Origin of the sequence: Pseudorhodobacter aquimaris (assembly GCF_001202025.1) — a bacterium.
GTDB lineage: Bacteria > Pseudomonadota > Alphaproteobacteria > Rhodobacterales > Rhodobacteraceae > Pseudorhodobacter > Pseudorhodobacter aquimaris.
This window is the reverse complement of the sequence record NZ_LGHS01000070.1, coordinates 1-20,064: the sequence shown is the minus strand read 5'-3', so window position 1 is coordinate 20,064 and position 20,064 is coordinate 1. Positions and strand designations below refer to the sequence as shown.

Genomic DNA, 20,064 nt, shown 5'->3' with positions numbered 1-20,064 from the left:
GCCGCCCTACCCCCGCTTTTATGCAGCAAGATACATCGCATGGGCACGGCGGAACGAAAGCAGTTTACGCTCGCTTTCGTCCCACAGATGCAACCGCGCGCAAGAGATGCTTTCGCGGATCGTCAGGCGCTGGCTGTCTGCCAGAACCGGATGGTCCTTGATCACCTCTGTCAGGCGGTAAAAGGGGATACGGCTGTACAGGTGATGCACGTGGTGAATCCCGATATTCGCAGAAAGCCATTGCAACGGCTTGGGCAGCACATAATGCGAAGACCCTTCGAGTGCGGCCTCATGCAGTTGCCATTCCTCGTTCTTGCGCCAATGGGTATCCTCAAACTGGTGCTGTACGTAAAACAACCAGACACCCGCCGAGGCAGCAACGATCCAGGTTGGCAAAACGACCAGCAACAGCGGCGCCCATCCGCCGAAATAAACCAGCGTCGCAACACCCGCAAACAGGGCGGCGTTGGTTCCCATTGCAGAAATCCAGAACGACGCCCCCGATTTCATCAAACCGTAGGGGATACGATTCTGGACCAGAAAGATATAGGCAGGCCCAAGCAAGAACAGCGTAACTGGGCTGCGGTAAACGCGGTACATAAAGCGGCCAAAGTGCGAGCGGGCCAGATATTCATCCACCGTCAAAGTCGTGACATCCCCGATTCCGCGCATATCCAGATTGCCGGCGGCGGAATGGTGGATCGCATGTTGCCTGCGCCACACGTGGTAGGGGGTCAATGTCAATACGCCCAAAGACCGCCCGACCCAGTCGCTGACCTTGCGATTCGCAAAGAAGGACGCATGGCCACAGTCATGCTGAATGCAAAACAGGCGCACTAGAAACAGCCCGTTCGCAGCCCCCAGCGCAAAGGCGGCAAGGCTGCTGTATTGCAACACCCAAAGTGCTGCGGCCCAGATCGCGATGAAAGGCAGCAGCGTCACCAGCAGCTCATAAGTGCTGCGGCTTGGATCAGGGTCACGGTATTTTGCAAGAACTTGTAGCCATTCGCGTGCAGTTCTGTTCTGGTCTGGCATGGCAGCGGATGCGGCATCCCGCAGGTTTTGGATGTTCATTCGGCTGATGTCTTCCCTGTAGGTAACTGCACGTGGTTATATTTTTGCGCAGAATGCGATTCTGACCTGTAGAGATAGGCCAATCTTGGGCTTCTGGCAATCTTGTGAAGTCCCCCTTGGGGCTTTGTGTCGCAGGATAAGCGCATAATTTGCCATCCGCCCCCGTTGCACACAGGAAAAAACCGCCGAGGTTTCCCATCAGCGGTTTTTCAAATCGTTCAAGACCGTCGGCTGGATCAGCCCTGACGTGCTTTGAAGCGGCGTTGCGTCTTGTTGATCACATAGACGCGGCCCTTGCGGCGCACGACCTGGCAGTCGCGGTGACGCAACTTCAGCGAGCGAAGCGAGTTTTTGACCTTCATGGGTCTTCTCCTTGTCGCGGCGCGCGTGCGCCGATTAAATTCTGGTGCCTCCACGTAATGCGGAGACGATGAACCTGCAACCAGTGATGGCGGCAAGAATGGTGGGCGGTACTGGGATCGAACCAGTGGCCACTACGATGTCAACGTAGTGCTCTACCGCTGAGCTAACCGCCCACGCTGCCGCAGCGATCCCGCCATGACCCCTCTTTGACCCAAGTTCCAAAGACAGGGACGCGGGCGGAACCGCGTCGGTTGGCAGGGCTATAAAAGGAGTCGCCGCGATGTTCAAGTGGTTTTGTGCAAGAGGTTTTTATCTGATGGCATTTGGCAAATGTAATTTGCAGGCTATACCTGTTGTGACAAGGGGGAACCGCAGGTGACGGACGCATATAATCTTTACCGCCCAAAGGTGCAGCGCACAGCTTTTGTCTTTTCCTCGCCCCATAGTGGGCGGGATTATATATCCACGTTCAAGGGGCAAAGCCGCCTTAACGCCCTTGCGTTACGGTCTTCCGAGGATGCTTTTGTCGATCTGCTGTTTGCCGATGCCCCTGCGCATGGCGCGCCATTGTTGACCGCATCTGCACCGCGCGCCTATCTGGACCTGAACCGCGCGCAGGATGAGCTGGACCACGCCCTGATTGAAAATGCACCGCGCAGCCCGCATAATCCGCGTGTTCTGGCTGGGCTTGGTGTGGTGCCGCGTGTTGTCGCTGCTGGGCGACATATCTATGCCGGCCGAATCACCCGCGCCGATGCCGATGACCGACTGCTTCGTTATTGGCAGCCCTATCACCAACAATTGCGCAGCCTCATGCGCGAGACGACAAAAACCTTTGGCGAGGCAGTCTTGATTGATTGCCATTCCATGCCGCATGACGCGATCGAGAACCACAGCCGCATCAACGGCCCCCTGCCCGATGTCGTTCTGGGAGACCGCTTCGGGGCAGCAGCCGGCAATAGCGTGGTCACGATGATTGAGGCGGCTTTTGTTGATGCAGGTTTGCGCGTCGCCCGCAATGCGCCCTTTGCCGGGGCCTATATCGCGCAGGCTTACGGTCGCCCGTCGCGCGGGCAGCATGTGGTGCAGGTGGAAATTGATCGCAGGCTCTACCTCGATGAGGCGCGCGTCACCCTCCGCCCCGATTTCCGGGAGTTCCAGCGGCTGATCTCGGGCGTGATTTCGCGGATCACCGGCACGGCACAGGATATTCCGATGGCCGCCGAATAAGGCCAAAGCCCCAACCAATTGGCCGGGGCTTTGGTTTTGGGCGATTAATGGACCGCCGCGATCTGGGGCTTTTCACGCCGGGAGGCGCTGATGCGATCCCCGATCAACAAGCCTTCCTCGCTGGCCGACACCTTGACCGTAGCACCGTCCATCACCTCACCCGCCAGGATCATCTCGGCAAGCGGGTTTTGCAGGCTGTGCTGAATAACCCGTTTCAAAGGCCGTGCCCCGAACACCGGATCATAGCCCTCATCGGCCAGCCAATCGAGTGCGGCCTGATCCAGATCCAGCGTGATCTTGCGGCTGGCAAGCCGGTTCTCCAGACGTTTCATCTGGATCGTCACGATGCCCGCCATATCCTTGCGTGCAAGACGGTCAAAGATGATGGTTTCATCCAGACGGTTCAGGAACTCCGGCCGGAAGTGGCTGCGCACCGCCTCCATCACCTGCGCCCGTGCCGGTGCCGGATCGGCCCCATCGGGAAGCTGGCTAAGGGCCACGGCGCCAAGGTTCGACGTCAGGATAATCAGCGTTTGCTTGAAATCCACCGTCCGGCCTTGGCCGTCCGTCAGGACGCCGTCATCCAGAACCTGCAACAGCACGTTGAACACGTCTGGATGGGCCTTTTCCACCTCGTCAAACAGCACGACCTGATATGGGCGGCGTCGAACAGCCTCGGTCAGAACCCCGCCCTCGTCATAACCGACATAGCCGGGAGGGGCACCGATCAGACGGCTCACCGCGTGTTTCTCCATGAATTCGGACATATCGATCCGCACCATGGCCTGATCGTCATCAAAGAGATATTCCGCCACGGCCTTGGTCAGCTCGGTTTTCCCGACGCCGGTTGGCCCGAGGAACAAGAAGGACCCCAGCGGACGGTTCTCGTCGTTCAGCCCGGCCCGCGAACGGCGCACCGAATCGGCCACCGCCTTGACGGCTTGTGCCTGCCCGATCACCCGTTTGCCAAGCTCCTCTTCCATCTTCAAGAGCTTCTCACGCTCACCTTCCAGCATCTTGGTGGTCGGGATACCGGTCCAGCGTTCCACCACCTCAGCAATCTGCTCGGGGCGCACGGCCTCAGAGACCAGCGCATCGGTTTCCATGCCCTCGGAGTCGGCCAATTGCTTTTCAAGCTGCGGGATGATGCCATAAGACAGCTCCCCCGCCTTGGCCAGATTGCCTTCGCGTTTTGCCGCGTCCAGATCGGCACGCGCCCGGTCCAGCTTTTCCTTCAGGTCACGACCCGATTCCATCTTGTCGCGTTCGGCCTGCCATTTCGCCGTCAGCCCGTCGGATTGCTCCATCAGATCAGCCAGCTCTTTTTCCAGCTTTTCAAGACGGTCTTTCGATGCCGCGTCATCCTCTTTTTTCAGGGCCTCTGCCTCGATCTGCAATTGCAGGATCTGACGGTCAAGCTGGTCCAGCTCTTCGGGCTTGCTGTCCACTTCCATGCGCAGACGGCTTGCGGCCTCATCCACAAGGTCGATCGCCTTATCGGGCAGGAAACGGTCGGTGATATAGCGGTGCGAAAGCGTGGCCGCAGCCACCAAGGCACTGTCAGAGATCCGCACACCGTGGTGCATCTCGTATTTATCCTTGATACCGCGCAGGATAGAGATCGTGTCCTCTACCGTTGGCTCCGTCACCATGACAGGTTGGAAACGACGGGCAAGCGCCGCGTCTTTTTCCACATATTTGCGGTATTCATCCAGCGTGGTGGCACCGACACAGTGAAGCTCACCGCGCGCCAGGGCAGGTTTGATCAGGTTGGCCGCATCCATCGCGCCATCCGACTTGCCCGCACCCACAAGCGTGTGCATCTCGTCAATAAACAAGATCACCTCACCGGCGGCGGCCTCGATTTCCTTGAGGATGGCCTTGAGGCGTTCCTCAAACTCACCACGGTATTTCGCGCCGGCAATCAGCGCGCCCATATCCAGCGCCATCAGCCGCTTGTTGCGCAAGGATTCCGGCACATCGCCGTCAATAATGCGCAGGGCCAAGCCCTCGGCAATCGCGGTTTTACCCACGCCCGGTTCCCCGATAAGGACGGGGTTGTTCTTGGAGCGCCGCGAAAGCACCTGCATCGTGCGGCGGATTTCCTCATCCCGACCGATGATCGGGTCGATCTTGCCGTCACGCGCCGCTTGGGTCAGGTCGCGTGCGTATTTCTCCAGCGCTTCATAGCTGTCTTCGGCGCTCGCGCTATCGGCGGTGCGGCCTTTGCGAATATCATTGATTGCGGCGTTCAGGTTCTGGGCATTGATCCCACCCGCCACCAGCGCATCCTTGGCGTTGGTATTGGTCATGGCCAGCGCCATCAAAATCCGTTCCACCGGGACAAAGCTGTCGCCCGCCTTCTTGGCCAGCTTTTCGGCCTCATCCAGCACCCGTGCGGTCGACGGGTCCATATAGGGCTGCGCATCGCCCGACACTTTGGATATTTTCCCGATCGACAGGTCAAGTGTCTGCACGACGCGCGCAGGATCCCCGCCCGCACGGCCGATCAGGTTGGACGCCATACCCTGATCATCGTCCATCAGGGCCTTGAGCAAATGTTCGGGGGCAAGCCGTTGGTGGCTTTCACGCATGGCGATAGTTTGGGCGGCTTGCAAAAAGCCGCGCGACCGCTCCGTGAACTTTTCTAGGTTCATCGGTATTCTCCTTTTTCTGACAAAGCGCCCGGCGTTTTGGGTGCCCGATTACGGCACACCCCCAGTTTCGGGCCTCAGGTTAAATTTGGGGGGTGCCCCTTGGCTTTTCAAGCATTTGCAACGGTTATGAGGCCAAAATTTTTCACGCCCCTACCCCCGCACCTTAGGTTTAAACAGCTTTTCAGGGCGCATCGCCTCGGCGGCTTTGAACAGGCTGAAGGTCTGGTTCACATAATTCACCGCCCCCGAGATTTTCTCCATATAGGCTTCAAGCTCGGGGGTGCGCTCGGCCTCGACCAGTTGCACGGGGCGGTCGGGGCCGTTTGCCTCAAACTGGCAATAAAACAGCGGCTCACCCCGGCGCAGGATCAGATCCTTGGAGGTGTCATGCCATTCAAACGCCCACATCAACGGCCGCGGCCACAGGTTCAGCGGATAGCGCCCGCCGAAAATCGTTCCGGGCAGCGGGTCGGGGCGGTAATGCGCAAAGGTGCCAAGCTGGGTGACATAGACGGTTTCATCCGCGATAAAACAATAGGGCAGCATCAGCTGCACCGTCGGCCTGTCGGGATAGCGCCACTCGGCCTCATTCACCATCACCGTCACCTCGGAAATCTTGTTCGACCGGATAGAGGATCCTGTCCCCGCACGGTTGATCAGATGCGGCTTACCCTTCTCATCACGCCCGAAACCAATATGCAGATCAAACGGGCAATTCACCACGAAATAGCGGCTTTCCATCTGCACCACCGCGGGGCAACGGCTGGCCGATTTCGCATGTTTCTTGTTGGTCTGCCGCATGATCATCCGCTCTGGTGGATCATAGAGCACGGCACCCTTGTCCTTGGTCAAAAACCAACCAACAGTGACGGGACCAGAGGTCGGCCCATCCTCGGGGCGTTCAAATTCGAGCGAGATTTGCATAATGCGCCTTATCATTTTGATTTTGCAACAATCCAAGCCCGCCAATGCGCCCCAAGTCAATGCGGCACGCTTGACAGGCCGCCGTTTAGCGCCCATCACGCAGCGGTTTTGCGAAGGATAAGGGGATTATGATGGCCGATGATCGTTTGATCGTTGCACTAGATGTGGCGAATGTCGTGCAAGGGTTGGAAATTGCGCGCCAGATTGGGGATGCCGTGTCATTTTACAAGATCGGCCTTGGCATGCTGACCGGCGGCGGGCTGGCGTTGGCCAATGAGCTGAAACAGGAACATGGCAAGCGTATCTTTCTGGACATGAAGTTCTTTGACATCGGGGCCACGGTTGAGGCGGCGGTGCGCGGCATTGCCCAATATGACCTCGATTTCCTGACCGTTCACGGTGACCCGCAAGTGGTGCGCGCCGCCAAAGAGGGCGCTGCCGGCACCAATCTGAAAATTCTGGGCGTGACCATCTTGACGTCGCTTGACCGCGCCGATCTGGATGCAAACCTGATCAAATCGGGCGACATCGGCCAGATTACGCTGGAGCGCGCCCATACCGCGCTGGAGGCCGGTGCCGATGGTGTCATCGCCAGCCCCCATGAGGCCGCCTTGATCCGCGCGCTGCCTGTGGCGAACGGCCGCCTGATCGTCACCCCGGGCGTGCGTCCCGCAGGGGCGGCCAGCAACGACCAGAAACGCATCGCCACCCCCGCCAGCGCGATCTCGGCAGGGGCCGATCATATCGTCGTCGGTCGCCCGATCTGGCAAGACCCCGATCCGCGCAAAGCCGCGCAAACGCTCTTGGGTGAATTGCCTGCCCGCTAATTTCAAGGACAACGACATGCCCCAGATCAACAGCCTTTTTGTCACCCGCCTTTACCGCGCCGCCCTGTCCGAGCTGGGCAAAGCCCCCACCCCCGAGGAACTGGAGGACAGCTGCCTTGGCATCGCCGAGGATGATACCGCCGGGCAGGACTGGTGCGAGGAAAACAAGTTCCCCGGCTACACCTCTTATGCCTCGCTGGATGATCTGACCTGGCGTGATCCGGTGTTCAAGGATCTGGTCAAGCTGATCGACAAACATGTCGCCGCCTTTGCCAAGGATCTTGCCTTTGATCTGGATGGCAAGAAGCTGAAGATGGATTCGATCTGGATCAACATCCTGCCAGAGGGCGGCATCCACACCTCGCACATCCACCCCCATAGTGTGATCAGCGGCACGACCTATGTTTCGGTGCCGCCGGGGGCCGGTGCGCTTAAGCTGGAAGACCCTCGCCTGCCGATGATGATGGCCGCCCCCACCCGCAGCAAGGACGCCCCCGAAGGGTTGCAGAGTTTTGTCTTTGTAACCCCCGAACCGGGCGAGATTGTGCTGTGGGAAAGCTGGCTGCGCCATGAGGTGCCGATGAACATGGCCGAGGATGACCGCATCAGCATCAGCTTCAATTATAACTGGGGCTGACCGAAACCCGCATTCCTTAGCACGCCCCTAACAATCAAGATGCAATTTCCCACAATTGAGGTGAAAAACCATCGAGGGGGGTGCTTGCAGGGGGCAAACACCCTGCCTATATACCCAGCGTAGCCGGAAAAGGCGGCGCGTTTGCCGCCAACAACTGGGCCGTAACCAAATGGGATCGGGGATCAGGGGCCATAACGGGCCTGACCCCCACAACATCGCCGAAGAAGAAGAGGTATTTATCATGGCCAAAATCATTGGGATCGACCTCGGGACAACAAACTCCTGCGTCGCTATCATGGATGGTTCGCAACCCCGAGTAATTGAAAACGCCGAAGGTGCGCGCACCACTCCGTCCATCGTGGGCTTCACGGAAACGGAACGCCTTGTGGGTCAGTCGGCCAAACGTCAGGCTGTTACAAACCCGTCCAACACAGTCTTTGCCGTCAAACGTCTGGTCGGTCGTCGTATTGACGATAAACACGTTGCCAAAGACAAGAAAAACCTGCCCTACGACTTGATCGATGGCGGCAATGGTGACGCTTGGGTGCAAGTGCGCGGTGAGAAATATTCGCCAAGCCAGATCTCTGCGTTCATTCTGGGCAAGATGAAAGAAACCGCCGAAAGCTATTTGGGCGAAGAGGTGACGCAAGCCGTTATCACGGTTCCGGCCTATTTCAACGACGCACAGCGTCAGGCTACCAAGGACGCAGGCCGCATCGCCGGTCTGGAAGTGTTGCGGATCATCAACGAACCGACAGCTGCTGCCTTGGCCTATGGTCTTGATAAAAAAGAAACTCGTACGATCGCGGTTTATGACCTTGGTGGCGGGACGTTCGATATCACCATTCTGGAAATCGACGACGGTCTGTTCGAAGTGAAATCGACCAACGGCGACACTTTCCTTGGCGGTGAAGACTTTGACATGCGCATCGTGAATTACCTCGCCGAGGAGTTCAAGAAAGAGCATGGCGTTGATCTGACCAAAGACAAGATGGCGCTTCAGCGTTTGAAGGAAGCTGCTGAAAAAGCGAAGATCGAGCTTTCCTCCAGCCAGCAGACAGAGATCAACCAGCCGTTCATCTCTATGGGCTCTGACGGCCAGCCGCTGCACATGGTTATGAAACTGACCCGTGCCAAGCTGGAATCGCTGGTCGGCGACCTGATCAAAGCCTCGATCAAGCCATGCCAAGCTGCGCTGAAAGATGCCGGCCTGTCCACTGGCGACATCGACGAAGTGGTTCTGGTCGGTGGTATGACCCGTATGCCGCGCGTTATCGAAGAGGTGACTAAATTCTTTGGTAAGGAACCGCATAAGGGTGTGAACCCTGATGAGGTTGTGGCCTTGGGCGCGGCTATTCAGGCCGGTGTTCTGCAGGGTGACGTCAAAGACGTTGTACTGCTCGACGTGACCCCGCTTTCGCTTGGTATCGAAACCCTTGGTGGCGTGTTCACCCGTCTGATTGACCGGAACACAACCATTCCGACCAAGAAGTCTCAGGTCTTCTCTACCGCCGAGGATAACCAGAACGCAGTGACGATCCGCGTGTTCCAGGGTGAGCGTGAGATGGCTGCGGACAACAAGATCCTCGGCCAGTTTAATCTGGAAGATATCCCACCCGCACCACGTGGGATGCCACAGATCGAGGTGACCTTTGACATTGACGCAAACGGCATTGTGTCCGTTGGCGCCAAAGATAAAGGCACCGGCAAGGCGCAGAACATCACCATCCAGGCCTCGGGTGGTCTGTCCGATAGCGATATCGAGCAAATGGTGAAAGACGCCGAAGCGAACGCCGAATCCGATAAGGAACGCCGCGAGCTGGTGGAAACCCGCAACCAGGCCGAAAGCCTGCTGCACTCCACCCGCAAATCGCTGGACGAGCATGGCGACAAGGTGGATCCGTCCACTGTCGAAGCCATCGAACTGGCGATGCAGCCTTTGGAAGAGGCGCTCAAGGCGGAAGATGCCGGGAAGATAAAATCCGGTATCCAGAACCTGACAGAAGCTGCGATGAAGCTCGGTGAAGCCATCTATAAGGCCAGCCAAGAGGCCGAAGACGGTGCGGAAGCCCCGGATGAGGCTCGCCCGGTAGATGATGATATCGTCGATGCCGATTTCGAAGATCTGGACGACAACAAGCGGAAGTAACACCGCCGGAACGACAGACGGGGCGGCCTAATTCAACGGGCCGCCCCTCTGCCGTTCCATGAGCAGAGGTTTGCCATGGCAAAACGCGATTATTATGACGTACTCGGGGCCTCGCGCGGCGCTTCGGCTGATGAGCTGAAGAAATCCTATCGCCGCAAGGCCAAAGAATTGCACCCCGACCGCAACTCCGACAACCCCAAGGCCGAAGAGCAGTTCAAAGAAGTGAACGAGGCTTATGAAATCCTGAAGGATGCAGACAAGAAAGCAGCCTATGACCGTTACGGCCATGCCGCCTTTGAGAATGGCATGGGCGGTGGTGGCGGCAGACGTGGCCCGCAGGGCGGTCAGGGCGATTTCGCCTCTGCCTTCTCGGACGTGTTTGACGACCTGTTCGGGGATTTCATGGGCGGCCAGCGCGGTGGCGGGCGGTCCCGTGCGCAGCGCGGCTCTGACTTGCGCTATAACCTGCGGGTAACGTTGGAAGAAGCCTTTGCGGGAATTCAGAAAACCATTAATGTTCCGACCTCTATCGCCTGCGATTCCTGCCACGGGACCGGCGCTGATGGGGGCGCGGAACCGGTCACTTGCCCGACCTGTTCAGGAATGGGGAAAGTTCGCGCACAACAAGGCTTTTTCACAGTTGAGCGTACCTGCCCCACCTGTAACGGCATGGGTCAGACCATCAAGAACCCTTGCAAGAAATGTGCAGGCGCAGGACGGGTGGAACAGGAACGCGCGCTCTCGGTTAATATTCCGGCAGGCGTTGAAACCGGTACGCGCATTCGGCTTGCCGGTGAGGGTGAGGCCGGTTTGCGGGGTGGTCCGACCGGCGATCTTTATATCTTTATCGAAGTGCGCGAACACGCGATTTTCCAACGTGAAGGCGCGCATCTTTTCTGCCGCGTTCCTGTGACGATGGCGACCGCAGCCCTTGGTGGCGAAGTGGAAGTGCCCACCATTGACGGCGGCAAGAGCCGCGTCAAGGTGCCCAGTGGCAGCCAGACAGGCAAGCAAATGCGGTTGCGCTCCAAAGGGATGCCCGCACTGCGTGGCGGCGGCGTCGGGGATATGCTGATCGAACTGGCCGTGGAGACACCCGTTAATCTGACCGGAAAGCAGAAAGAGCTTTTGCGGGAGTTTGAAAAGCTGTCGGAAGATAATAATCCCGAAGGCCGGACATTCTTTTCCCAAGTGAAAACATTTTGGGAAGGGATGAAAGGTTAAGGTGCTGCAAAATGCGGAGGGATCGACCCTCCGCATTTTGCCCTACCGGGGCACAGATCGACTGCCGGTTATATCCTGCTGGCGCAGCGGATGTTTTCTTTTGGGCCGCCTGATCCCGTTAACACTTAGTTTACCATGGCGTGGCACTATCTCGGTATGAGCCAGAACCGCGCCTTTCAAGAAGCCTCCTTGCCGCTGTTTCCCGAAATGGATGAAGCAGTGGTCGTGATACCCCCTTCGGGTAAGGTTCCGTCATATCTTGCAGATCACCGCAAACGCTTGCGCACCCGCTTCATGGAGGGCGGGGCGGCGGCTATGCCTGATTATGAACTTTTGGAACTGGTCTTGTTCCGCGCCATTCCCAGACAGGATGTGAAGCCTTTGGCGCGCCGGTTGCTTGATACCTTTGGCGATTTCAACCGGGTTGTGACCGCACCGTCTGCGCGATTGGTCACGGTACAAGGTGTCGGGAGTGCCGTGGTGCAAGAGCTGAAGATTGTAGAAGCGGCTGCTCAACGTATGATGCGGGCGAAGGTCATGAACAAGGCTGTTCTATCCTCGTGGGATGCACTGCTGGACTATTGTCACACCGCCATGGCGCATAGGGAAACAGAGCAGTTCCGCATACTTTTTCTGGATCGTAAGAACGTGCTTATCGCAGATGAGGAACAGGCGCGGGGGACGGTGGACCATGTCCCTGTCTATCCTCGTGAAGTGGTAAAGCGCGCCCTGGAGCTGAACGCCAGCGCCCTGATACTGGTGCATAATCATCCATCCGGTGACCCTACGCCATCAGAGGCGGATATCCTTATAACCGGCCAGATACAGGATGCAGCACAGGTTCTGGGCGTCACATTGCACGACCATCTGATTATCGGAAAAGAGCGGGAACTTAGCTTTCGGGCCAGCGGCTATCTTTAGCAGACGACCACCAGAGATAGCTGAGGCCTATTTATCAGCGCCTTTTTATCTGGATGATACGGCCCTCAGCTCAGGCAACGGATTGGCCAAAACCAACATATCACCAACTGCATCACAGGATGGCGTTGCCATGGTCAGATTGGTTTTGCTCACCACTCCTGCTTCGCTCAGCAATATCTCGCCCAGCAATTCACGGTTGCAGGTCCGATCCGTCACAAGAACCTCAATCGCCAGTTCAACCGAAATGTCTCGACCAAGCGGGAAAGTATAAATGACAGCCTGCATAGGCAGCGGCGTGGTCGCATCACCCAGCACAGTCAGATACCCGCCGTTTTTGGCCGTGTCAGACATGTTCCCACCCGCCTTATGGGCAGAACGCACACCGTTTTCATATGCGACCAGATCAAAGCGGTCCTGAGCAACCCACTGCAATGCAAACCGGCGGTACAGCCCCAGATTGGGCAAAGGCTCTGCGCCTCGGATACGTCCGCCATCCTTGAACTGGACGGTCACCTCTCCATCCGGCTCCATGCCCGGCAATGAGGTAAAAAGCATGCCGCTTGCCGAGGTCATAGCCGTCACAGCCAATCCACCATGACGTAGCACAACCCGCTCTGAAGCATGACAAGGGGCGGTCAAGGTCAACCCCAGCGCGGCGCCAGGGCCGGCGATCACATCCAACGTGACCGGACAGCTTGGGGCGGCAGGCGGGCGCAGCAGTTCGGGCGGGGGGACAGCAGCGACTGGCATCACCCGCGCAGGGGGCACTGCCACAGTGTCCAGACTGGCGGCAAGCGTCGTCACCGACTGTGGATCAATCTTACTGGCCGCTTCAACGCTGTGCCTAGAATCGTTATGCAGCAGCCCTGCAACACCAATCGTGACAGCAAGAGCAGAAATCGCCAGTGCCAGTTTACGTTTCATATCCATCTTCAAGCCCCCCACCGCTACAGCCCAGCCTCAGGGCAAAGCAAGGCAAGGGCGTGGCGCGAATAAGGGGCGCCTCCAGCATGTCGCGACAATATCAAGGATAATGCATCAAAAGATAAGAAAAAGGGGCGGTAAATGCTGCCCCCCCTTCCCTCATGATGTGATGCCAGTCTTATGTCAGCTTTCCGTGGCAATGCTTGAACTTCAGCCCCGATCCACAGGGACAAGATTCATTCCGGCTGGGGTTGCCCCAAGTCGAAGGGTCGTTTTCATCAAACCCATTTGCTGCAACTTTGGCCGCTGGCTCGTCATGGCTTGTCTTGGCGGCCTGCGCAGTGGCGGCTTGCTGGGCCTGATATTGTTCCAGCATCTGGCGCTGTTCTTCTTCGGTCAGCGGGCGCACCTGCGCAAGGCGCTGCGTTACATCGCGCCGCAAAGAGTTGAGCATGGATTCGAACAGCCCGAAACCCTCGGTCTTATACTCTGACAGCGGATCACGCTGGGCATAGCCGCGGAACCCCACGACAGAGCGCAAATGCTCCAGCGTCAACAGATGCTCGCGCCATTTGGCATCGATCGTCTGCAACAAGACCTGCTTTTCGATGTTGCGCATCGCCTCATCGCCAAAGGCATCCAGCTTTTCCTTCATCTTGACGTCAGAGGCTTCGCAGATCCGCTCGCGCATCAATTCCTGATCGACGCCCTCTTCCTTGGCCCAATCGACGGTCGGCAGATCCAGTGCAAGTTGCTCCACAATCGCATCATGCAGCCCCTCAACGTTCCATTGGTCGGCATAGGATTTTGGCGGCAAAAAGTCGTCAACCAGATCATCGATCACCTGATGACGCATATCTTCGGTGATCTCCGAAAGATCATCGGCTTCCATGATCTCCAACCGCTGGCTAAAGATCGCCTTGCGCTGGTCGTTCATAACATCATCGAATTTCAACAATTGCTTGCGGATGTCGAAGTTGCGACCTTCAACCTTGGCCTGCGCCTTTTCCAGCGATTTGTTGACCCAAGGGTGAACAATCGCCTCGCCTTCCTTCATGCCCAGTTTGGACAGGACCGAATCCAGCCGTTCAGAGCCGAAAATCCGCATCAGATCATCTTCGAGCGACAAGAAGAACGAGGACCGCCCCGGGTCGCCCTGACGGCCCGAACGACCGCGCAGCTGGTTATCGATCCGGCGCGATTCGTGGCGCTCGGTGGCCAAAACGAAAAGGCCACCTGCCGCGATGACCTTGGCCTTTTCGTCGGCATGTTCCGCCGCGATACGGGTGCGCAATGCGTCTGGATCGGCCTCAGGATCGGCGGCAAGCGCCTCCAGCACCTTCATCTCGACGTTGCCGCCAAGCTGAATATCGGTGCCGCGACCGGCCATATTCGTCGCAATCGTCACCGCGCCCAGTTTACCGGCATCAGCCACGATCTGGGCCTCTTGCTCATGCTGGCGGGCGTTGAGCACGTTATGCGGCACGCCTTCGGTCTTGAGCATCTCTGACAACGCCTCGGATTTTTCGATCGAGGTGGTGCCGACAAGGATCGGCTGGCCCTTCTCATGGGCTTCCTTGATCGACTTCACCACGCCTGTGAATTTCTCGGCAGCGGTGCGGTAAACCTGATCGTGATCATCGACACGGGCAATCGGCCGGTTGGTCGGCACTTCGACCACGCCAAGCCCATAGATCTCCATGAATTCCTCGGCCTCGGTGCTGGCCGTGCCGGTCATGCCGCCCAGCTTATTGTAAAGCCGGAAATAGTTCTGGAAGGTGACGGAGGCCAGAGTGATGTTTTCAGGCTGGATCGCCACACCCTCTTTGGCCTCAATCGCCTGATGCAACCCGTCCGACAGCCGCCGCCCGCGCATCATGCGGCCAGTAAATTCGTCAATCAGCATCACCTCGCCATCACGCACGATATATTGCTGGTCGCGTGCGAACAGCTTATGCGCCCGCAAAGCTTGGGTGACGTGATGGACCAACGTGGTGCTTTCGGGATCATAAAGGTTCTGCCCCTCGGGCAGCAGGCCCGCCTCGCGCATGGCCTCCTCGATGAACTCGTTGCCCTCATCCGTATAGGTCACGTTGCGGGTTTTCTCATCCAGCTTGAAATGTTCCGGCTGGATTTGCGGGATCAACGCGTCAACGGCCGTATAAAGCTCGCTGCGGTCTTGGGACGGCCCCGAGATGATAAGCGGCGTGCGCGCCTCATCGATCAGGATACTATCCACCTCATCCACGATGGCATAGAAATGCCCGCGCTGCGCCATTTCCTCGATCGAGGATTTCATGTTGTCGCGCAGATAGTCGAACCCGAGCTCGTTGTTGGTGGCATAGGTGACATCGGCGCGGTAGGCCTCACGCTTTTCATCATCGGGCTGATAGGGGTAGACAACACCGGTGGTCATCCCCAAGGCACCGTAGACTTTGCTCATCCATTCGGCATCCCGTTTGGCCAAGTAGTCGTTGACCGTAACGATATGCACGCCCTTGCCCGCCAGCGCATTCAGATAGGCCGGGAAGGTCGCCATCAGCGTCTTGCCCTCACCGGTTTTCATTTCCGCGATATTGCCCTGATGCAAGAAAATCCCGCCCTTCAACTGCACATCAAAGGCGCGCAGACCCAAGGCGCGGCGCGCAGCCTCGCGGCAGTTGGCAAAAGCCTCGGGCAAAAGCGCATCGAGGCTTTCGCCCCCCTGCGCCCGCTCGGCAAGACTATGTGTTTTGGCTTTGATTTCATCGTCCGTCAGGGCTTTGAAGTCCGGCTCCAGCGCGTTGATCTTGGCGACCAGCGGGCGAACCGATTTGACCTTGCGGTCATTTGGCGTTCCAAAGACCTTTTTGGCAAGTGTTCCAATACCCAGCATGTTTTCTCCGTGGCGCGTTCCTGCCATATCAGGGCTTCCTGACATGATCGTGCAAGCGTCTGGCCTTGCCCGCCCCCCCTTGGTTCCGTAAATAAGGGGGAAAGCCAATGGTGGCACGTCTTACAACGACCCACGCGATGTAAGCGGCACTGGGGCCCAAGTCAACGTTGCGTATCCGCGCAGCACCAGCCTAAGGATAATAAAGATGCGTAAATCAGTAACTCTTGCGGCAATTTTCGCGGTTTCCGCCATATTTTCGGCCGACGCGGTCGCCGCACAAGAGGCAGGACCCGCCGAAGCGCCAGCGGCCGTCGTGCCCGAAGGCGGGGCAAACGCAGTCGTCGCAAGCGTGAACGGCACGAATATTACCCTGGGTCATATGATCGTGTTGCGCGAAAACCTTCCACAGCAATTGCTGGCGCTTCCGGATGAGACCCTGTTTCAGGGTATTCTGGAACAGCTTATCCAGCAAGCAGCCCTTGCACAAAGCATGACCGACAAGATCACTCTGCGCGATACTTTGGCGATGGAAAACGACCAGCGTGGCTACCTCTCGGGGACGGCCTTACAAACGGTAGCCGGCAGCGCCGTTACCGAATCCGCCATTCAAAAAGCCTATGACGCCAAGTTTGAAAATGACGCCGGCACCAAGGAATACCACGCCGCCCATATTCTTGTGAAAACCGAGGATGAGGCAAAAGCCATCAAGACCCAGATCGACGGGGGCGCGAATTTTGGTGACATGGCCAAAGAACATTCCTCGGACGGGGCTGCGGCCAATGGCGGTGATTTGGGCTGGTTTTCAGAAGGAATGATGGTTGCCCCTTTTCAGGATGCCGTCTTTGCGATGGAGGTGAATTCCGTGTCCGATCCGGTTGAGACACAATTCGGCTGGCACCTGATCGAGTTGAAGGAAACCCGTATCAAGGCCGCCCCTCCGCTGGACGAAATGCGTGAGGAGTTGGCCGCAGAGATTGAACAGGCAGCCGTCACCGCCCACATCAAATCCATCATGGATGCCGCAACGGTTGAAAGCTTCGGCGACGGGTTAGACCCCGCATTGCTGCGCAACGACACATTGCTCGATTAATCACCAGCCAACAAAGGGGGCGTCATCGTGGCCAAAACCGACTGGAAAGCAAAGTCCAAGAAGCTGAAGAAAAAGTACAAGGCGCTGCAGGCAGAGCTGGAGCTGCGCATCCAGGATGCCGCCGCTGCAGTGGCCCTGACCACAGGCGTCCCCGCACCCAAGACCAAGTCCATCGCCATCTCTCCCTTGGCACCCAAGGACGGCTTTCCCGCTCTGCCCAGCATCGCAGGTGTCGAATTCGCGGCGGCCGCGGCCGGGGTGAAATACAAGAACCGCAAGGATGTGATGCTGGTACGGCTGGCACCGGGTACGGCAGTGGCGGGCGTGTTTACGAGATCCTCTACCCGTGCGGCCTGTGTTCTGGATTGTCAGGCCAAGTTGGCCATGAAAGTGCCCGAAGGGGCCGGGGCTGCGATTGTTGTCAACTCGGGCAATGCCAATGCCTTTACCGGCGCTTTGGGGCAAAAGTCGGTTGATACGGTGACGGGCGAGGTGGCAAAGGCGCTTGGGGTTCCGGCCTCGCGCGTGTTTTCATCCTCTACCGGGGTGATCGGGGAACCCCTGCCCCATGACCGCATCACAGCCGCCATCCCCGAGCTTGTGGCCGAGTTGAACACCGATGCGGTGGAAATGGCAGCGCAGGCGATCATGACCACCGACACCTTCCCCAAGGGTGCCTCTGCAACCATCGAGGGCGACGGCGGGCCGATCCATATTGCGGGCATCGCAAAGGGTTCCGGGATGATCGCACCGGATATGGCGACCATGCTGGTCTATATCTTTACCGATGCCAAAATCGCGCCCGCCGCGCTGCAAAAGATGCTATCGCGCAATGTGGACGACACCTTCAACGCGATCACGGTGGATAGCGACACGTCTACCTCGGATGCGCTGCTGCTGTGTGCCACCGGCCAATCTGCCGCGGCCCCGTTGCAGGGTGCTGTCACCAAGGCATTTGAGGCGGCCCTACAGGACGTCATGCTTGATCTGGCAAAACAGGTCACCCGCGACGGAGAAGGCGCCACCAAGTTGGTTGAGGTGCGTGTCACCCGTGCTGCAAACGCCAGCGACGCCCATCTGATCGCAATGGCCATCGCCAATTCCCCCCTCGTCAAAACTGCGATTGCGGGCGAGGATGCCAATTGGGGCCGCGTTGTTATGGCGATCGGGAAATCCGGCGCGCAGGCTGATCGTGACAAGCTGGCCATCCATTTTGGCGACCTTCTGGTAGCTGAAAAAGGCTGGCGCAGCCCCAAATATTCCGAAGATGCAGCCTCGGCCTATATGAAACAGGATGAGCTGCTGATCAGCGTCGATATGGGCCTTGGCAAGGCCAGAAAATCGGTTTGGACCTGCGATCTGACCCACGCCTATATCGATATCAACGCCGATTATCGGTCTTGATCCTATTTAAGTAACGATATTTCAGGGCGCCGGGGTCTACGCCCCGGCCCCCAATCAGAAAGCCCTTATGAAAATCATTCTCGTCTCCGCCGTCGCCCTGATTGACCCTGACGGCCGCGTCCTGTTGGCGCAACGCCCCGAGGGCAAGTCCTTGGCCGGCCTGTGGGAATTCCCAGGGGGCAAGGTCGATCCCGGCGAAACGCCCGAGGTCGCCCTGATCCGCGAATTGCAAGAGGAGCTGGGCATCGACACATGGGCCTCTTGCCTTGCCCCGCTGACATTCGCAAGCCACAGCTACCCCGAGTTTCACCTGTTGATGCCCCTGTTTGCCTGCCGCAAATGGCAAGGAATTCCATCAGGGCGTGAGGGCCAGCGGCTTGCATGGGTCCGCCCCGAAGCCTTGAAAGAATACCCGATGCCCCCCGCAGACATCCCCCTGATCCCAATTCTGCGCGATTGGCTGTAAAAATGTCTCACCTGCGGCACTAATACACACGTATAGGCAGTATTGTTGCTGGACGTTAACAGTTTTCAGAGTAAATTAAGGTCTTAGCGTTTTTGGGAGGAAACGATGCTACGGACCATCACATTGGGCAGCTATATTTCAATTCAGGGATTTCAGGTTGGACAGGCCGTGGATGGCAAGATTACCGTTCGCGTCGACAAAAACATTTCACGGGCATTCCGATTGAGTCGGCTCGGAAATCCTAAGATTTAGACCTTAGAACAAGCGCAAAAGGCCGGACGAATCGCTGATGCATTCCGCTTGGTGAAGGCTTGACGCAATCAGACCTGTCGCATAAGGCGCGGCAGGTCTTTGTCATTTATCGTTTAAAAGCGCCGGTAATCCAAGGCTCCGATGGCAGGCTTAGGGGCTTCCAACGTCAAACCTTCCCCGGTCTATCGGGACTGGGGTTGTCAGTGTTTCTTGCTGCACCAAACACCCCTTTAGGCCAATTTCCGTTAAAAAGCGACGGGGCTTTCCCAGCCCAATGCCGCGTGTCGACACCGCGGATTATGGAACCCGTGTGTGGATGCCCCTTTCAATGCAAGAAGTTTTTCAGATTGCTCAGAACATGTGATCAGTGCAGTCGTGTGTCCGGCCTATATATGCAGCTTTCACACGCCGCTGGCCTGTATGGTGTCCGTGGATGGGTCCAAATCGTTGATGCGAGCACAAAGCTCCTGGCTTCTATCTGGTGTTCCCAACCCCGTCTTATGACCGTTGTTCCTTACTCTCCTTCGCCCTTCTCACATTGCCGGTTTACTCCAACGCATGGTGCAAAGCTTATGCAGCCAGCGGTGGAATTCGATCGTTCTCTTTTGTGGTTATTAACGCCCAAACAGTACGGGCAAGCTTGTTTGCCAATGCAGTCGCCACCAGCATCCGAGGCTTGCGCGCCAGCATCTTGGCACGCCATGATCCAGGTGGTGGGCCTTTCCGGATGGTCCAACGGATGACGGCCATCACGCCAGAGGCGTGCATTCGCACGACGCGCCTGTGATCAGCAACCGCCTTATATCGCGCTGCCCCATTTTTGAGGTTCTACCCAGGATTTGTCGCCCACCGGTCGACTTCTGCCTTGGTACAAGCCCGCGACCCGGGCTGCAAACTCACGCCCATTAGAAAATTCTTCCATTGGTGGCGCAAAGGCCTGAATGGTCGTAGCACACATAGGCCCAACTCCGGGGATCGTCATAAGCCGTGATGGTGCTTCATCTGTTTTTGCGCGGCCTTTGATCTCGTGGTCCAGCGCCATAATCC

The 20,064-nt window shown here is 57.7% G+C and carries 17 protein-coding genes and 1 tRNA gene; 9 read left to right on the top strand and 9 right to left on the bottom strand.

Annotated features, from left to right (window positions below; all coding sequences use genetic code 11):
* Positions 1-18: 18 nt before the first annotated feature.
* The 3 genes from AKU94_RS14465 to AKU94_RS14455 all read right to left on the bottom strand — a co-directional run bounded on the left by AKU94_RS14465 (position 19) and on the right by AKU94_RS14455 (position 1,610).
* Positions 19-1,074 carry a fatty acid desaturase gene (locus tag AKU94_RS14465; RefSeq protein WP_232295776.1) on the bottom strand — a complete coding sequence of 352 codons (1,056 nt, stop codon included), beginning with the start codon at positions 1,072-1,074 and terminating at the stop codon, positions 19-21.
* A 236-nt stretch (positions 1,075-1,310) separates the two neighbouring features.
* Positions 1,311-1,436, bottom strand: coding sequence for a type B 50S ribosomal protein L36 (gene ykgO, locus AKU94_RS14460; RefSeq protein WP_050527975.1), 126 nt, complete (start codon positions 1,434-1,436; stop codon positions 1,311-1,313).
* A 99-nt stretch (positions 1,437-1,535) separates the two neighbouring features.
* Positions 1,536-1,610, bottom strand: a tRNA-Val gene (locus AKU94_RS14455).
* Between the two features lie 202 nt (positions 1,611-1,812).
* Here AKU94_RS14455 and AKU94_RS14450 point away from each other — a divergent pair.
* Positions 1,813-2,667 (top strand): N-formylglutamate amidohydrolase, encoded by an 855-nt coding sequence (locus AKU94_RS14450; protein ID WP_050527974.1) that lies wholly within the window; start codon positions 1,813-1,815, stop codon positions 2,665-2,667.
* 44 nt (positions 2,668-2,711) lie between these two features.
* On the opposite strand, the gene clpB is transcribed toward AKU94_RS14450, so the two are convergent.
* Together clpB and AKU94_RS14440 are read right to left on the bottom strand one after the other, a co-directional pair.
* Positions 2,712-5,324 (bottom strand): ATP-dependent chaperone ClpB, encoded by a 2,613-nt coding sequence (clpB, locus tag AKU94_RS14445; RefSeq protein WP_050527973.1) that lies wholly within the window; start codon positions 5,322-5,324, stop codon positions 2,712-2,714.
* Positions 5,325-5,474: 150 nt separating this feature from the next.
* On the bottom strand, positions 5,475-6,248 hold the full coding sequence (locus AKU94_RS14440) for a hypothetical protein (RefSeq protein ID WP_050528146.1): 774 nt from the start codon (positions 6,246-6,248) through the stop codon (positions 5,475-5,477).
* Positions 6,249-6,379: 131 nt separating this feature from the next.
* Here AKU94_RS14440 and pyrF point away from each other — a divergent pair, with 131 nt between their 5' ends.
* The 5 genes from pyrF to radC all read left to right on the top strand — a co-directional run bounded on the left by pyrF (position 6,380) and on the right by radC (position 12,006).
* Positions 6,380-7,075 carry an orotidine-5'-phosphate decarboxylase gene (gene pyrF / locus AKU94_RS14435; RefSeq protein ID WP_050528145.1) on the top strand — a complete coding sequence of 232 codons (696 nt, stop codon included), beginning with the start codon at positions 6,380-6,382 and terminating at the stop codon, positions 7,073-7,075.
* A 16-nt stretch (positions 7,076-7,091) separates the two neighbouring features.
* Entirely contained in the window at positions 7,092-7,712 is a 621-nt protein-coding gene (locus tag AKU94_RS14430; protein WP_050527972.1) for a TIGR02466 family protein, read from the top strand.
* Positions 7,713-7,953: 241 nt separating this feature from the next.
* Positions 7,954-9,861 carry a molecular chaperone DnaK gene (dnaK, locus tag AKU94_RS14425; protein ID WP_050528144.1) on the top strand — a complete coding sequence of 636 codons (1,908 nt, stop codon included), beginning with the start codon at positions 7,954-7,956 and terminating at the stop codon, positions 9,859-9,861.
* Between the two features lie 75 nt (positions 9,862-9,936).
* Entirely contained in the window at positions 9,937-11,085 is a 1,149-nt protein-coding gene (gene dnaJ / locus AKU94_RS14420; protein ID WP_050527971.1) for a molecular chaperone DnaJ, read from the top strand.
* Between the two features lie 156 nt (positions 11,086-11,241).
* Entirely contained in the window at positions 11,242-12,006 is a 765-nt protein-coding gene (radC, locus tag AKU94_RS14415; RefSeq protein ID WP_050527970.1) for a RadC family protein, read from the top strand.
* Positions 12,007-12,051: 45 nt separating this feature from the next.
* On the opposite strand, the gene AKU94_RS14410 is transcribed toward radC, so the two are convergent.
* Both AKU94_RS14410 and secA read right to left on the bottom strand, forming a co-directional pair.
* Positions 12,052-12,936 carry a hypothetical protein gene (locus AKU94_RS14410; RefSeq protein WP_157056560.1) on the bottom strand — a complete coding sequence of 295 codons (885 nt, stop codon included), beginning with the start codon at positions 12,934-12,936 and terminating at the stop codon, positions 12,052-12,054.
* A 172-nt stretch (positions 12,937-13,108) separates the two neighbouring features.
* Positions 13,109-15,805 carry a preprotein translocase subunit SecA gene (gene secA / locus AKU94_RS14405; RefSeq protein ID WP_050528143.1) on the bottom strand — a complete coding sequence of 899 codons (2,697 nt, stop codon included), beginning with the start codon at positions 15,803-15,805 and terminating at the stop codon, positions 13,109-13,111.
* A gap of 205 nt (positions 15,806-16,010) precedes the next feature.
* Between secA and AKU94_RS14400 the strand changes: the two genes are divergently transcribed.
* The 3 genes from AKU94_RS14400 (at position 16,011) to mutT (ending at position 18,765) form a co-directional block, all read left to right on the top strand.
* Positions 16,011-16,895: a peptidylprolyl isomerase gene (locus tag AKU94_RS14400; RefSeq protein ID WP_050527968.1), complete on the top strand. Its 885-nt coding sequence runs from the start codon at positions 16,011-16,013 to the stop codon at positions 16,893-16,895.
* A 171-nt stretch (positions 16,896-17,066) separates the two neighbouring features.
* A complete protein-coding gene (gene argJ / locus AKU94_RS14395; RefSeq protein WP_050528142.1) occupies positions 17,067-18,299 on the top strand; it encodes a bifunctional glutamate N-acetyltransferase/amino-acid acetyltransferase ArgJ in 1,233 nt (410 codons plus the stop codon).
* Positions 18,300-18,366: 67 nt separating this feature from the next.
* A complete protein-coding gene (gene mutT, locus AKU94_RS14390) occupies positions 18,367-18,765 on the top strand; it encodes an 8-oxo-dGTP diphosphatase MutT (protein ID WP_050527967.1) in 399 nt (132 codons plus the stop codon).
* 1,001 nt (positions 18,766-19,766) lie between these two features.
* Here mutT and AKU94_RS20935 read toward each other — a convergent pair.
* Together AKU94_RS20935 and AKU94_RS20930 are read right to left on the bottom strand one after the other, a co-directional pair.
* Positions 19,767-19,853, bottom strand: coding sequence for a hypothetical protein (locus AKU94_RS20935; RefSeq protein ID WP_408633656.1), 87 nt, complete (start codon positions 19,851-19,853; stop codon positions 19,767-19,769).
* Positions 19,817-20,064, bottom strand: a 248-nt coding sequence (locus AKU94_RS20930) for a transposase (protein WP_198144918.1), incomplete at its 5' end; no start/stop codon positions are given. The genes AKU94_RS20935 and AKU94_RS20930, both read right to left, overlap by 37 nt.